Source organism: Stenotrophomonas sp. GD04145 (assembly GCF_029835135.1).
GTDB classification, from domain to species: Bacteria; Pseudomonadota; Gammaproteobacteria; order Xanthomonadales; family Xanthomonadaceae; genus Stenotrophomonas; species Stenotrophomonas maltophilia_P.
In genome coordinates this window covers 1-15,414 of the sequence record NZ_JAODZG010000007.1, presented here as the reverse complement: position 1 = coordinate 15,414, position 15,414 = coordinate 1, and the positions used below count along the sequence as shown (strand labels likewise).

At 58.8% G+C, this 15,414-nt stretch carries 8 protein-coding genes, 1 tRNA gene and 2 pseudogenes; 8 read left to right on the top strand and 3 right to left on the bottom strand.

Annotated elements, in window-relative coordinates; translation table 11 throughout:
• Positions 1-451 precede the first annotated feature (451 nt).
• Complete coding sequence (locus N7367_RS05785; protein WP_279941939.1) at positions 452-2,170, bottom strand: hypothetical protein; 1,719 nt, start codon at positions 2,168-2,170, stop codon at positions 452-454.
• An 821-nt stretch (positions 2,171-2,991) separates the two neighbouring features.
• A tRNA-Ile gene (locus tag N7367_RS05780) sits at positions 2,992-3,084 on the bottom strand.
• A 269-nt stretch (positions 3,085-3,353) separates the two neighbouring features.
• Between N7367_RS05780 and N7367_RS05775 the strand changes: the two genes are divergently transcribed.
• The 4 genes and pseudogenes from N7367_RS05775 to N7367_RS05760 all read left to right on the top strand — a co-directional run bounded on the left by N7367_RS05775 (position 3,354) and on the right by N7367_RS05760 (position 9,166).
• On the top strand, positions 3,354-5,165 hold the full coding sequence (locus N7367_RS05775) for an AAA family ATPase (protein ID WP_345781891.1): 1,812 nt from the start codon (positions 3,354-3,356) through the stop codon (positions 5,163-5,165).
• The gene (locus N7367_RS05770; protein ID WP_279941937.1) at positions 5,158-6,570 is read left to right on the top strand and encodes a UvrD-helicase domain-containing protein; all 1,413 of its coding nucleotides are present in this window, start codon (positions 5,158-5,160) and stop codon (positions 6,568-6,570) included. Before N7367_RS05775 ends, N7367_RS05770 begins: the two co-directional genes overlap by 8 nt.
• 247 nt (positions 6,571-6,817) lie before the next feature.
• Positions 6,818-7,506, top strand: a pseudogene (locus N7367_RS05765) (hypothetical protein); the annotation flags it as partial.
• Positions 7,487-9,166, top strand: coding sequence for an AAA family ATPase (locus N7367_RS05760; RefSeq protein ID WP_277381111.1), 1,680 nt, complete (start codon positions 7,487-7,489; stop codon positions 9,164-9,166). The pseudogene N7367_RS05765 and the gene N7367_RS05760, both read left to right, overlap by 20 nt.
• Positions 9,167-9,457: 291 nt before the next feature.
• Here the strand turns inward: N7367_RS05760 and N7367_RS05755 are convergent, their stop codons facing one another.
• On the bottom strand, positions 9,458-10,393 hold the full coding sequence (locus N7367_RS05755) for a LysR family transcriptional regulator (RefSeq protein ID WP_279941935.1): 936 nt from the start codon (positions 10,391-10,393) through the stop codon (positions 9,458-9,460).
• Between the two features lie 99 nt (positions 10,394-10,492).
• On the opposite strand from N7367_RS05755, the gene N7367_RS05750 reads away from it, so the two are divergent.
• From N7367_RS05750 to N7367_RS05735, 4 genes and pseudogenes are all read left to right on the top strand, one after another.
• Positions 10,493-10,819, top strand: a complete 327-nt coding sequence (locus tag N7367_RS05750) for a nuclear transport factor 2 family protein (protein ID WP_065174462.1) — start codon at positions 10,493-10,495, stop codon at positions 10,817-10,819.
• Positions 10,816-11,598, top strand: a complete 783-nt coding sequence (locus tag N7367_RS05745; protein ID WP_279941934.1) for an SDR family oxidoreductase — start codon at positions 10,816-10,818, stop codon at positions 11,596-11,598. The genes N7367_RS05750 and N7367_RS05745 overlap by 4 nt, the downstream gene beginning before the upstream one ends.
• A 244-nt stretch (positions 11,599-11,842) precedes the next feature.
• Positions 11,843-15,070, top strand: coding sequence for a DUF6531 domain-containing protein (locus N7367_RS05740; protein WP_241685919.1), 3,228 nt, complete (start codon positions 11,843-11,845; stop codon positions 15,068-15,070).
• Positions 15,070-15,414, top strand: a pseudogene (locus N7367_RS05735) (RHS repeat protein); the annotation flags it as partial. The gene N7367_RS05740 and the pseudogene N7367_RS05735, both read left to right, overlap by 1 nt.

Here is a 15,414-nt window from a genome sequence, read left to right as displayed (position 1 = left end):
AGCTGTGAGACTGTCCATCGCTTGCTCAAGAGAGCCGCGGCTTCGGCATGGGAGCCAGCCTCCATCTAGCCATGCATAGACTAGGTTCTCGTCCCAAGAGTCCATTCGTACTTCAACCCTTCGCTTGGACGAACGGGCTAGCCCTACGCCCCAATACCATCTCCCAAGCACGTTGATTCCGCGTGACCTGTCTACCAGATACATACGATTCGGTGCGTCGATTGAGGTTGCAATCAGGAAGTCTTGGTCGACACTGATTGGTACTCCCGACATGGGGTAAAGCTCTAGTCCATTTCCCATGACCACGTCTGGAGAGTTCAGTCTCTCACCGCGCAGATGAACGTTAAGCTGTTCGAAGATGGAGCTTTCCAGCTCGTGATAGAAATCAATGAGATCTTGTTCGGCAAGTCTATGGCTTCGATGTGATGGTGAGACTGATCTGCCTCTCATGTCATTGCGTGTTGATCCAGCGTGCTGCCATAGGATAGATGTCTTGAGTGTCCCGAATAGCCTTTCCAATTCGCCGCCAAACCTGGGCGGCGCCACTTGGTCTATCCTTCTTATGGACGCCGTATAGCGCGAGCGTGGACTCGTAGAAGGTTGACTCAAAGTCCGATCCGCAGTCGCTTGCGATCGATTCGGGAAGCCGCTTATGTCTTCTCGCACAGTCTCTTAGTAGCTCAGCTAGAACCTTTCTCCCTGGTGCGCGAAATCCAACTGTGAGAGCTAGTACTTCCCCGGTACAGGAGTCTCTCAGAACGCTAACCCAAGGTCTCTGTGTGAAGCGCCTATTGCCTGAGCTGCACAATGCAAGTGCGCGGTCTCCCAGGTAGTGGTCGGCCTGCGCTGACTCGAAGGGTCTCTTCGTCGGGGCACTCGCGTGGCGACGGTCAACAGGATTCGCAGCGCTGTTCGCGGCTCGCTTTCCGCCCACCGCAAAGGCTAGGCTCTCTTGATCACGTCTTCGAAGTCTGCCGGCGTAAGTGTTGAGTGATACTGAAAAGTCACTTTCGGCCAGCTCTCCCAAGGCTTTCTTGTCATCGAATGCATTCTTATAAAGAAGATAGCTTGCCGACACCGACCGGCCGACTGGGTTGGTGTGGTTGGCACTTATGGATTCTTGGAGGAAGCGTTCGTGGTCAGCCGTCAAGCGCGGAAGCCGGTTGCCCGGCCGTGGCCGGGGTAGAAGTGCATGAACGTCGCCGTTGCTGTGGCGAAGCAGTGCCTTGTAGCGCCGCATCGTGCGCTTCGAGCGCGTGGGCTCGGATACGCCGTCAAGCTCCTTCTTTCGCTCAATCATGATTGATGCTTGGGCTAGGTTGGGAATGCATCGAGATCGGCTAGGGTGGCATGACTTTGTGCGATAGGATTCGAGAGTTTCCATTCCAAGCTCGAAATCCCTTGCCGTCAGGGCAACCAAGCCATCTTCAGGGCATGACAGAAGATACAAGTCCAGCGGTGCGTACAGCCATCCGTCATGTATCCCTCGAAGGATGACGCCCGCATCTGGAAGGTGGAGCTCGGAGTGTAGGTCCGAGATGCTGGCGATCATTCGCGTGGCCAGGTAGCGGGTTATCCGTAGTCTCCACTTCTCTCCGATGTCATTTTTTGGCCATCGCCGTACGGCGAGCAGCAGGTCTATGTTGCTACTGCGGAGCTGGCTGCGGTCATCCGGGGTCCATACCCTGTGGCTGATGCCAAGTTCTGAGAAGTATGAAACGGCCGGCTCAAAGCTGAAGTCGTTTCCATCAAATCTCCAGTCCTCCCCCCTGATGTTGGTTAGTGCCTCCGCGCCCGATCTGGTCTTGCACTCCACCACTGTTGGGCCCGTCGCACGGATGATCAGGTAGTCCGGCGTATGAGTCGTGCGCTGCCGCCGCCCACGCCGATCCGTGATGACCAAGGGAACGGCTTTGGGCTGGTCCCAGTACTCCAGAATCTCGTAGTCGTACTCACACATACGTACTAGGGCGCCTTCCACTGTGGCGCTCTCCGCTTGGATTACCCTACCCATGCGTTGGCTGGCGAATCGTTCCGGCGTGTTACGTGTCCTTCCAGAGCCCACGAGGCGTGCCGGCTCGCGTGACCGCACGTGCTCTATGTAGTCACGTCCGAGTGCAGGGATATCCCAAGAATCGAATAGCGCTTCTATCTGCTGTGAGCTCAGCATTGGACCCTCCGGCCAGCTGATAGCTGGATGACAGGCAAGGACTGTCCGTGACGGCGCCGATAGGCTCCGAACGGAAGTTGACTTACGTAGGGAGTGGTGCTGAGATCGAGATGCCAAGTGAGCGATTTATGGCATTTGTACGAAAGCCCCGACCGCTAATCGGGGCTTTCGTTTTCTCAGCGACCGGACGCGGCTATCTGTCCATCGTCGCCTCCAGCAGTAGGGATGTGGTTCTTCGGAAGTGTCGCCTGTAGGTACGCGGCGAGATGCTTGGGTGAGGTGTACAGCCCCTGCCTGTTTGGCAGCCGAAACATGTCGATCGACACTACCCCGCGGCTACGAGCCTTCGCCAACGAATTGGCGCTTCTGTAGCCCAGAATTCTTGCGATCACTGTCGAATCGATCAGCAGCCCGTACTCCCTCTGGAGCCAGGTCTCCAAGTTGCTCTGCGTGTGTGCTTGGAATTCCATGACCACTCGTGACGGTCTTGTTGGATGATCCTAGACTCGTCTGGAGCTTGTGTGCAAGTGAAATTTGTTGGCAAGTTGTTGATAAAAAACAACTTTCGTTGCGTTATGCCGAACTACTTCTATTGCAGTAAGAGAGTACTAGCGCCCAGCGCTGCAGCGGTTAAGCGCTCTCTGCGAGGCTGACTCACCTGGGGTGGCTCGCTACTGCCACCTGCGCTTCGGCACAGCCGCACTCAAGTGGCGGCTAGGAACGACTGGAACATTTGTGAGCTGAGCTGAGGGAGAGGCATCAGCGGTGGCAGCTTCAGCAGGCACAGAGCGGCTAGGCATCAGCGCTAAGGATTAGTCAGGTGGTGCCCCTGGCCGGGCTCGAACCGGCACTTGCCGCTTATCTGGCGCTGACGGGATATAAATCCGCTGCTCTACCCATTGAGCTACAGGGGCGTGATCATTACGATCACGCCGATATTCGGTGGCAACTCTGGTAGAGCGGACGTCTCATATGAACCGAATCTAGCACATCTTCGCCCCCGGGATGGTTGTGCTCCGCCTCACTGTACAAGCAGCGCGACATAAGCGAGCAGCCCTTCTTCCGCAGGCGCAACAAGTTTGGCAGCATGGGCCTGAGGGCCTCCAGCTGGAGCATCTGAAATCCCAGATTGCCCGCGTCGAGCGCGTCATCGCCGAGAAGATGTTGGTGAACAACGGGTCAAATGGAGCAGCGAGGCGAACTAGTAGTCAACTTTGACGTGAATGCGGGAGGGGGGATGGCAAAGATTAGGCACGTTGAGATACGACGTTTCCGCGGGATTCGCCGCCTGGTTTGGGCTCCTAGTCCAGGGTTTAACTGCCTGATCGGGCCCGGAGACAGTGGGAAAACTACCATTCTCGATGCGATTGAAGCCTGTATGTCAGTTCGGCGGGGCATGGAATTCTCGGACGCGGACTTCTTCAATCTCGATGTATCCAAATCCATTGTAATTAGAGTGACGGTCGGGGCGCTCCCTGACCAACTAATGGATCTCGATCTGTATGGAGATGTTCTGCGTGGCTTCTACGCGGCGAAGGGAAAGGTCGAGGACGAACCAGGTAGGGGGCGGGAGGTCGTTTTAACCTTTCAGCTGACAGTTGGCGCTGACCTGGAGCCGGTACGATCTCTCTATTCAGAGAGAACGGAGTCGAATCCCCACCAGCGACAAGTGGCTTGGAGAGATCGGGCAATCCTCGCACCGAGCCGGATTGGCAACCATTCGAGTGCTAACCTGGCATGGACCAGAAATTCGGTCTTGGCCCGCTTGTCAGAAGAGGTGCTTGGGGTATCAGGGGAGCTCGTTGTCGCTGCGAGGGATGCACGCTTGGCGTTCGGGGACAAGGCAGGTGCTGGAGTTGGCGAGCTTCTAGCATTGGTCACCAGCAAGGCCCAAGAGGCTGGTGTGAATGTCGGAACCAAAGCCAAAGCGCTACTTGATGCCCGAGCTTTGTCGTTCTCAGACGGCGCGATTTCATTGCATTCGGAGGAGGGAGTTCCCCTGCGAAGCCTGGGGACAGGCTCAGTACGTTTGTTGCTAGCTGCGCTCCATCGGGAGGCGTCCTCCGAATCAAGCTGTCTACTGATTGATGAAGTTGAACATGGTCTTGAGCCGCATCGTGTCATCAGCCTCTTGCATTCACTCGGATCGAAGGACGAGGAGGCGCCGCTTCAGGTCTTCATGACTACCCACTCTGCCGTGGTCGTGCGTGAGCTAGGGGGTGATCAGCTCACGATTGTCCGGAAAGCGGACACTGGCCGTCATGTGATGCGGTGGATTAGTAGCGAGAACTCCATTCAAGGGGTCGCTCGGCTGTACCCAGAGGCATTCCTCGCGCGGACAGTCATTGTTTGCGAGGGAGCAAGTGAAGTCGGCTTGCTTCGCGGATTGGACCGATATCGTGTCAAGAAGGGGCGTAAGTCTGCGTATGCGAGCGCGACCGCCTTTGTGGATGCCGGTGGGCGGAGCCCTGAGCATATCTTAGAGAGGGCGCGCGTCTTTGCAGAGTGGGGCTATGTCACCAAGGCATTCCTAGATGCTGACGTGCCAATCCCCCAAGCCGCTAGGACGGCAGCCGAAGCGATGGGCGTTCAGGTTTGCACTTGGGATGGCGCTTTGGCTTTAGAGGAGGCGCTTTTCATGTGGCTGTCAGACAACAGCGTCGACGAGCTCATCGAACTTGCCATTGGCTTGAACTCGGAAGAGCTCGTTGACGGAGCTCTAGTGGCTGTTTCGCACGGAAGATTTGATCTAGACGCTGCGAAGACGCTAATGAACGGTGACGCTGCATACGAGGATGAGGAACGAGAACTTCTTGGAAGAGCAGCCAAGTTGACAACCAAGGACTCGAAGGTGGGCCCTGGTCGAAAGGGTTGGTTCAAGACGGTCGCAAGAATGGAGCAGGTGGGCGAGAAAGTACTGGGCCCAGGCCTTGCAAATGCCAAACCAGAACTCAGAACGCCGATCTTGAAGCTATTTAGGCAGTCAGATGACTGACGGCGAGCTGGATCTCTTCGCTTTTGAGCGTGGAAGTGTCAGCGCACCTGCTGGTTGCGGCAAAACGCAACTCATCACTTCCGCGTTACTCCAAGCTGCCGACAAGCGACCTGCGTTGGTCTTAACACACACAAATGCCGGCAGGACCGCGCTCGAACAGCGTTTGAAAAAAGCGGAGGTGCCAAGTGGCACAGCACGAGTAGCAACTTTGGACAGCTGGGCGATTCGCTTGGTTCAGAGTTTTCCTCTGCGTTCGGGTTTGGTCCCGGAGGTGCTGTGCTTGCATGGGAACAGCGCGAACTATCAGGCCATCCGCCAAGGCGCAGTCCGCATACTGCAGGGCGGTCATGCCAATAACGTTATCCGGGCGACCTATTCCAGAGTGGTCGTGGATGAATATCAAGACTGCAGCACCGCTCAGCATGACATGGTGAGAGAGTTAGCCAAATTGCTGCCAACTATTGTTCTTGGTGACCCCCTGCAAGTCATCTTCGACTTTGCAGGACCAGTGGTCGATTGGCGGAATGAGGTTGTGACCACATTTCCATCCATACCCTGGAAGCGAGAGCCATGGAGATGGAGAAACGCAGGATCGCCCCTGCTTGGGGGCTGGCTATTGAACGTAGTCCGCCCCGCCTTGGGGCGCGTCGGCGGATGCATCGACCTCGCTGCAGCCCCAGAGGGCGTGGTTTGGGTCCCACTTAAGGGCACGGAAGCCGAGAAAAGCCAAGCGCGCTTAGCTGCGGCCAAGGCTAGGTTCGATGGAACGGCATTGATCATTGCAGACTCTCGGAGTAAGGAAGCCCAATGGGAAATCGCGCGTAGGACTCGTTCAACGATGGTCGAAGCGAACGAGATGGTGGACTTCATCAATTTCGCGACTGCGTTTGATCCTGCGAGGTCAGCTTCCTTGGATCAGGCACTTGGCTTCTTCGGCAACCTGCTCGTTGGGCTTGCACCGAAACAGTTGATTGCCCGAGCTCGCTCACTGCAGAATGGCAGAGCGAAGGTGGGGGCTAGCGAGATTGAGGAAATCTGCCTGAAGTATTTGCGGGATCCGTCTTACCGAGCGGCTGCAGACATGCTCGATTCCTTTGGCCAAGCTAGAGGCGTCTTTGCGTTCCGTCCGGATATTGTACGGCTATGCTCAAAAGCCCTGCGGGCAGTGAATGGGAAAACCACACTGCGCGAGGTCGCGTTGCGTGAACGCGAGCGGTTCCGCCATATGCCGCGGATCATGAGGCCAAGGTCAGTCGGTAGCACCCTTCTATTAAAGGGGTTGGAGGCAGACGTTGCCGTAGTGCTTGAGCCAGAGAAGATGAATGCGCAGAATCTCTACGTCGCGATGACTCGGGGGAGCAAGAAGCTAATCATCTGCTCTAGTTCAGCGCGGCTGTGCTTCTAGCGTTTTTGCTTAGGTATCTCAATGTCTCATTGGCCATGGTGGTTATCTATCCCCATTGCGGCCAACTTGTGCTGTAAGCATGTGGTCAATTTATGCTTGCGCCCACACGATGAAGGCTGAAATATCCTGAAAAATCAGGTGTTTCGGCCTTTTTTTGTCTGACTGCTCGATTGCCTAGTGTTCGGCATGGCCCCATCTGGGACGGCAACTCCCGCACTCCGGGCGGCTGCTACAGCTGGAAACGTTGATGGCGCAGTGCATGCGCCGTGGCGCGCATCCTGGTGAGTTCTTCCACCTGCGTGCCGGGTGGGTCGAGCACGAGTTTGCACTTGGCTCGGTATACCAGCTGCGTGAGGCCGACACCGATCAGGAAATCTATGGGATGCCGGAATGGTTGGCCGTGGTGCAGTCGGCGCTGCTCAACGAATCGGCAACGTTGTTCCGTCGCCGGTACTACTCAAGCGGCTCACATGCCGGGTTCATCCATTACATGACCGACCCGCAGCCGGAGGGCATGGACGTGGACGCCTTGCGTGAGGCGCTGCGAGACTCGCGTGGGCCAGGCAATTTCCGCAACCTGCTCGTGCACTCGCCCAATGGCAACAAGGACGGGTTGCAGCTGATTCCTATCAGCGAAGTTGCCGCAAAGGATGAGTTCACCGGGATCAAGCGCGTGACCCGTGATGACATACTGGCGGCGCTGCGCATCACCCGCAGCTGCTCGGTATCGTCCCTCAGAATGCTGGTGGATTCGGTTCGATTCGGGATGCGGCCATGAAGTTCGCAGGTGTGGCGGGGAGACAAGTGCGCACCCCGGGGGCAGCGATGCCCGAGGTCGAGGGGCAGCGTCAGTTGGTCAGCGTGGAAGTCTGGCTGGGTTTAGGGCAGTCTTTGCCTGAACTGCCGGGGGGATTCGATGGAGATCGTAACGTTTGAGTTGAGCAACTACCGGAGCATCCAGAGAACGGAGAGGCTCGCTCTAGGCAACCCGACAGTGATTGTCGGGCCAAACAATGAAGGTAAGAGCAACATCATTCGTGCGTTGGTGACTTGTGTAAGGTTCTTATGCTCGTCTCCGCGAGAATCCTTACTGACCCGCTCATGGGGCTATGAATGGAGTCGCGACTTCCCGATTGCACTTCAGGAGAAGAACCCAAGTGGTGAATCCCTTTTTCACGTCGAGTTCCAACTTGACGTGAAGGAGCGTGCCAGCTTCCTTAAGACTGTCGGTAGTAAGAACAATGGAAAGCTCAAGATCGAGATCAGTCTTGGCAATGAGAGTCCTCCGAAGTTCAATGTGTTGAAGCAAGGAGGCGGCAAGGAAGCCATGAACCGCCGATCTCATAAGATCCGAGAATTCCTTCGCAATCACCTCCGTATCGAACACATCCCTGCAGTTAGGACCGCTGATGAGGCTCGGCGGGTGATCCATCAGCTTATCCAGGATGATCTTGCACAGATCGAGAGCTCCGAGGAATACAAGGATGCGATGCGAGCAATCGGTGCTCTGCAAAAGCCAATCTTCGACCGACTTGGAAGGAGTCTAACGGCGAGCCTCCGTGCATTTCTCCCCGATATCAAAGCAGTAAAGATATCGGCTGGGTTGGAGGCAAGGCAGCGAGCGCTTCGCTCAAGCTATGACATCAATATCGACGACGGGACTGCTACAGCATTGGATAAGAAGGGGGATGGCGTACAGAGCCTCGCAGCGCTCGCGCTCATGAAGCATGCCGTTACTCCCCAGCTCGGTGACGTGTCGTTGGTACTGGCAATTGAGGAGCCAGAGTCGCATCTGCATCCCAGCGCTATCCATCGGCTGCAGGAGGTGATATCCGATCTCAGCAAAGAGCACCAAGTGATCATCAGTACGCACTGTCCGTTGTTCGTGGACCGTAAGGATGTGTCAAAGAACATCATTGTGAATAAGAAGCGCGCCAGGGCGTCCCGATCTGTGAACGAGGTGAGGGAGGCTTTAGGTGTGCGCGTGTCAGACAACCTCACTAATGCGGAGATCGTCCTGATCGTTGAAGGGGAGACGGATCGCCATCTGCTCTCGGCAATCATGCGATCGTCCTCAGCAACGGTTGGCCGGGCACTCGACTCTGGCATCTTCGCCATTGACTCACTTGCTGGAGCAAGCAACCTTACGTACAAACTCCAGTTGCTTCGCGATTCAATGTGTCAATGCTTGGTTTTGCTGGATAAAGACAAGGCGGGAGACGAGGCAAAGAAGAAAGCTATTGAGGTCGGTGTGCTCACTCCCGCTGACGCGTTCCAGTTGTCTCGGCCTGGAGCCAAAGAGTCCGAGCTAGAGGATTTCGTTGATGAAGGGCTCTACGTACAGTTGTTGAGGGAGTACGGAGTAGATATGTCCAAGCCCTCGGGTAAGGAAGCAAAGCAGAAGTGGTCGGATCGCTTGATGGCTCTTGCTGAACGTCAAGCTCATCCGCTCTCGGAAGTGGACCTGATGTCTATCAAAATCAAGGTCGCCGCACTAGTCCAGGCATCGCCTGGATCTGCGCTTAAGGCTTGGCTGCGGGAGCCGATCAACAGTGTCATTTCGGCAATTGAGGGGCGCCTGGCTATGCGAGGCTGACCAGCATATGAGCTATCTGATCTTTGCGTGCGTCGTCGTTGCGATCTTCACCGCTCTTGGCGGGGTGTTTGTTTGGCTGGTTAGCGCCGCCTGCAGTTTTTTGGCCATCTCGTTGGAACCAGTAGACGGGCAGCCCGCGCCCCGCACTCCCGGAAGTGGAAGCCGTACCAGAGCCAACAAACGAGCAGCTGGCGGCAACTTTGGCGGTAAGTGGATTTCTGTAGCTGCTGGATAGCTAGTACTATCAATTGATGAATGGTCGAATTCGGTTGATGGTGGCCCACCCCATCCTCAGCGCAACCGCACCTCCATCTGCTTCCCTTCATCGAATGGCCCTTGATCCAGAAGACAGTCGATGAAGGCGCCCAGCAGGGCGGGTCGATGCTGCCGGCTCGGGTAGTAGAGGAACAGCCCGGGACGCGAGATCGACCAGTCCGACAGGACCCGGACCAGCCGCCCCTGGGCCAGCAGTTCGCCTACGCCGTCCTGCTCGAAGTGATAGGCAATGCCGAGCCCACCCAGCGCAGCAGCAATGCCGACGTCAGCGTGATTGGTGATGACAGGGCCATCGACGGCTACATCGAGCCGATGCCCCTGCTTCTCGAACTCCCAGCGATAGTGCCTGCCATCCATCTCGAGTCGCCAGTTGATGCACGCGTGCTCGTGCAGCTCGGCCGGCGAGGTGGGGGTGCCTCGACGTGAGAGGTAGTCGGGGGATGCCACGGCCATCATCTTCATGTCGGGAGTGAGGCGGACGGCAACCATGTCCTTTTCGAGCTGGCCGCCGACGCGGATGCCTGCATCAAAGCGGCCCCGGACGATATCGGCCAGCGCATCGTCGACCACGATGTCGAGCACGACATCAGGATGCGCGCGATGGAAGCGCGCAAGCCGTGGGGCGATGACCGTCCTTGCCGCGATGCCCAGCGTGTTGATGCGCAGCGTGCCGCTCATCCGCCCCGTCGCCTCACCGGCATCCGCCACTGCAGCAGCCATCTCCCGGAACAGCGGGGCGATGCGCCTGTAGAGCAGTTCGCCCGTTGCCGAGGGTGCGACGCTGCGTGTGGTGCGATTCAGAAGGCGGGCGCCGATGCGACCTTCGAGCTGGCGGATCGTCTGGCTCAGCGCCGAAGGCGACAGGCCAAGATGCTCTGCGGCTCGCGCAAAACTCTGACGCTCCACGACGGCAACAAAGGCCCTGAGTTCAGCAAAGTCGGATCCGCGCATTATGTACTCGTTTCTAAAGAGCCCATCCGGATTCTAGGATATTCAATAAATTAGCCTGGGTGCGCATCCTACGGGCCATCCACCCGAGGAGACAGAAACGTGAGCGCCTTGACCCTTCCCGAGCCCATTGCGGCGTACTTCGCGGCAGAGCAGAACCCGGACGCCTTGACGCAGTGCTTCACGGCACACGCGGTGATGAAGGACGACGGACATACCTACGTGGGCATCGACGCCATCAAGGCGTTCATGGCCGAGGCAACGGCCCGGTACCACGCGACGAGTGTGCCGTTTGCCATCGAGCGGCAGGACGACATCCACAGGGTGCAGGCCGACGTCACCGGTGACTTTCCCGGCAGCCCGACGGTTCTGACGTACCGCTTTCGACTGGAGCGCGGCCGGATTGCATCGCTGGAGATCACGGCATGAACTTCGACCTTCAACTGAAGGACCTGAGGGCAGTGGTCACAGGAGGAACGCTGGGACTGGGGGCTGCCGTTGTGAAAACCCTGACGGAGGCCGGAGCGCGCGTGACGACGTCCGCGCGTACGGTTCCCGCCCAGCCGCGCGAGGGCGTCACCTACGTCGCTGCCGACCTGTCGACCGCAGAAGGCACGGATCACCTTGCGCAGGCCGTCCTCCGGCAGTGGGGAGGTGTGGACATCGTGATCAATGTGCTCGGAGGCTCGAACACGCCCGGTGGTGGCTTCGCTGCCATTAGCGATGCGCACTGGTTCGCCGAGCTGAACCTGAATCTCATGTCCGCGGTGCGCCTGGACCGTGCACTGCTGCCTGCGATGCTGCACCAGGGTTCGGGTGTGGTGATCCATGTCAGCTCCATCCAGCGCGTGCTGCCGCTGCCGGAGTCCACCACTGCGTACGCTGCGGCAAAGGTCGCTCTCACCACGTACAGCAAGTCGCTTGCCAGAGAGGTGACACCCAAGGGAGTGCGCGTACTGAGTGTTGCGCCGGGCTGGATCGAGACCGAGGCGTCCGTGTCGTTCGCGGCGAGGATGGCCGCAGAGGCCGGAACGGATTACGAAGGTGGCAGGAAGATCGTGATGGATTGGCTGGGCGGGATTCCGGTGGGTCGACCTGCCAAGCCACAGGAGGTGGCAGACCTGATCGCTTTCCTGGCCTCCCCGCGCTCCGCGTCGATCGCAGGGACGGAGTATCGGATCGATGGGGGTACGGTCCCCACCGTGTGATCAACGGGCTTGGCGGTCGTATCGGGCGCCAGGCTGCACGCGTCTATGGGCCGCCGTTTCACAAAACTTCCATCTACCTGAATCAGCTGTTAGGCTCCGGGCGGAAGGTCGTCTCATTCAGGTACCAAAGTCCCCGCTGAACAGCCCGCATACAGGAATTGGAGAGAGCATGAAGCTCCGCGTGACAGGCAGGTCCCGTTCCAACGTACTGTTGTTTCTTCCCCTTGTTTCCCTCTGCGCCGGCGTGGCTATCGCGCCTTCGGTGAAAGCGGCGGAAAAGCCCACCGATATCGACACAGTTCAAGTGCGCGCCAAGCGCATACAGAACGAGATCATCCCGTGGCATCTGTTCGACATGGGGGGAGGAGGCGGACGCTGGGACTTCCTCGGCGGTGGTGGTGGCGGTGCAGCCCCCAACCAGACCGCCAAGGAGCAGGAGACCGACGACCGCGAGAAGCAGTGCGATGGAACGACCGGCAATCCGATCGTCCTGTACACCGGCAACAAGGTCGAGCACGAGCTGGACTTCGCAAGTGCCAGTGAGATGGGCTTGTTCCTGCGACGCAGCTACAACCATCACTGGAGTGCGACCGGCCTTTTCGGCAATCACTGGCTGAGCAACTTCGATTACTCGCTGGCGTTCTCTGATGGCCAGAACACTCTCTGGAACCAACGGCCGGACGGTCGCCGGATCAAGTTCCAGCGCGATCCCGCCAGCGGCCACTGGAACGAGGACAAGGCACAGCCCATTGCCTACATCGTCAAGAATGCGGACGGCAGTTTCACGCTTCACAACGATGAGAATGGTGCGGAGAACTACAACGCAGAGGGCTACATCACCCAGCTTCGCAACGAGCAGGGGATCGCCTGGAACTTCGTCTACAGCAACAAGTACCTGCAGACGGTCACGCACTCTTCCGGCCGCCAGGTGAAGTTCACCTGGAGCGGCAGCCAAGTCACGCAGGTGACCGATCCGGCCGGAAACATCTTCCAGTACGCCTATACACCCAACGTGTTCGGGACTGGGCGGGGGCGTCTGGCATCGACCACGCTGCCAGGCGCGCCAGCCACCACCATTACCTATCACTATGAGGACGCACGGTATCCCGGCGGCTTCACCGGAAAGTCCTTCAATGGTGTGCGCTATTCCACCTTTGCCTACGACGAGAATCGCCGTGCGGTTCTCTCCGAGCATGCCGGTGGCGTCGAACGCCACACCATCAGCTACGTGGTGGAAAGCACGGAACAGGTGCTGCCGCCACCCGCGCCGGCACGGCCGGGTGGCATCTTCGTGGAAGCAGAGCGGGGCTGGTGCGAGGACACGCGCAACGGGATGATGTGCTATCAGCCGCGCTCTTTGCCGGGTGGCAGTGTTCCCATGGCAGGCACGGGCGCCGGCACGGGAATCGGCAGCATCCAGCTGTCCTCGACACCTGAAGGCAAGGCGCGCCCTGTCAAGATCAAAGCGATCGAAACCAATCCACTGGGTCGCAGGACAACCCACGCCTACGAAGATGGTCGCCCGGTGTCGGTGACCGGCGCCGCCTCGCCGCGCTGCGCAGCCAGCTACAAGGAGAGCAGCTACGACGCCAATGGTTATCCTGATCTGGTCCACGATTTCGCCGACAACCTGACCGACTTCGACTACAGCCCCCAGGGCTATCTGCTGAAGCGTGTTGATGCGGTAGGTACAGCCGTGCAGCGGACTACGACCTTTGAATGGGACACGGCACGCAATCGCCGGACCAAGGTGTCGGTCGCCAACGACAAGGAGACCAGCTACACCTACGACGCGCGCGGCAATGTTGCATCGGTGACAGAGAAGAACCTCTCCAGTCATGGTGCCCCGGGGCAGAGCCGTACGACCACGCTGACCTACACGTATCACCCGAATGGGCTGAAGGCCTCCATGAAGGTGGATGGCCCGTTGGCGCAGGATGACGCCACCTCGGTCTATGACGCCAATGGCGACCTGGTCAGCGTGACCAACGCGCTGGGACACAGCATTGCGTTCAGTGGTTACAACGGGTTGGGCCAACCGGCCCGCATCATCCAGGTCAATGGCCAGGTTCGCGAGTACAGCTACGACGCGCGTGGCCGCGTGGTCAGCCAGCGCGACAGCTTCGGCGACAGCTGGGCCACGACGACCTTCGGCTATGACGCGACGGGCAATCTGGCCAGCGCCACCCGGCCCGATGGAGTGATCGAGCGCTACGAGTACGACGCAGCACGGCGCCGCCTGGCGGAGGTGGTTCCCTTGGGTGACGGCACCTACGCATGGACGCGCTACAGCTATGACGCCGCCTCGAACATCACACGCAAGGAAGTGGCACACACCGACTTCCCACTGGGCAGCACGGTTACCGGCGTGATCGACGAACTGACCCACGACGGCAACTGGAACTGGTTCCTGCGTGGCTGGGCCTGCAGTACTGGATCCAACGCCTCCATCGAGGTCCATGGCTACGCGGAAGGTCAGTTCCTGGCCGCTGCGCAGGCCAACCTGGCCAGTGAACCGGGTGTCGCCTCTGCCTGCCAGGCGGGCGGCAGCGCTTACCGCTTCCAGCTGCCGGTGTCGCTGGCCCAGCGACAGCAGCTGGGCGGACGCAAGATCACCCTGTACGGCCTGTCGCCACAGGGCGGCGCCCACAATCGTGCGCTCGCCAATTCGGGCGTGTTCGCGGTACCGCAGGCGACTGTGGTGGGAGACATCGGTGGCGTCACTCATGACGGCAACGGCAACTACGCGGTAGAAGGCTGGGCCTGCTCGGTGGGTGTGGACAGTTCCATCGATGTGCATGCCTACGTCGGCGGTTCCGCCGGCGGCGGCGCATTCGCGATCGCCGGCACTGCCAACCTTCCCACTGATGGCAACGTTGCCAACGCCTGCCAGGCGAGAGGTACGGCTTATTGGTTCAAGCTGCCGCTGGACGCTGCGCTGCGCCAGAACCATGGCGGCAAACCGATCTACATCCACGGCATCTCGCCGGTCGGCCAGGCCAACCTGACCATCAACCGCTCGGGCGCATTCACGGTTCCATCGATTGTGCGCAGTGCCGAATTCATCACCTTCAACTCCAGTTCGTATCACATCTACAACGGCGACCGGGTGACCCTCACAGCGCAGGTGCGCAACACCGGCAATGTCACCTGGGATGGCAACACCTATCTCGCCTGGGGCCATGATTTCCCGACGCAATCACATGGATTGTCGGCACCTGTTCCGCCAGGGGGGATCGCCACTTTCAGCTTCGATATCGCGCCCTATCACGACGGCGTAGGCATCGGCGGCTATTCCTATGTCGCGCAGATGGCTACGAGCGGAACAGCGTGGGGCCCCCGTCCCTACGTCACCATCGTGGTGGAAAACGGGGACTGGCATTGCCCCAATGGTCCAAATGGTCCCAACTGCCAAGAGCCGATGCGGGTCACGCCGCCCATTTGGTTGGACGCTAAGGAAGGAGTCCGCTGATGTCTGTGATCACTCTGACCCTGATGGGATTGAACGCTGTGACGTTCAGCGTCAACTACGACTACGACGAACTGGGACGGCTCATTGGCGAGCGCGGCAATAATGGACAGAACATCCGGTATGCCTACGACGCCGAAGGCCGCCTTGTCCAGATCACGGATTCGCAGAACCGCGTGAGGCAACTCAGCTACGACGCGCTTGGGCAGATGGTGCAGGCAGTGGACCCGGCCAATGGCACCACCCACGTCTCCTACGATCCGGGTGGCCGCGTTGCGCGGGTCAGCGACCCGCGGGGGCTGGTGACGACCTACGAGTACGACGGACTGGGTAACTTGTGGAAGCAG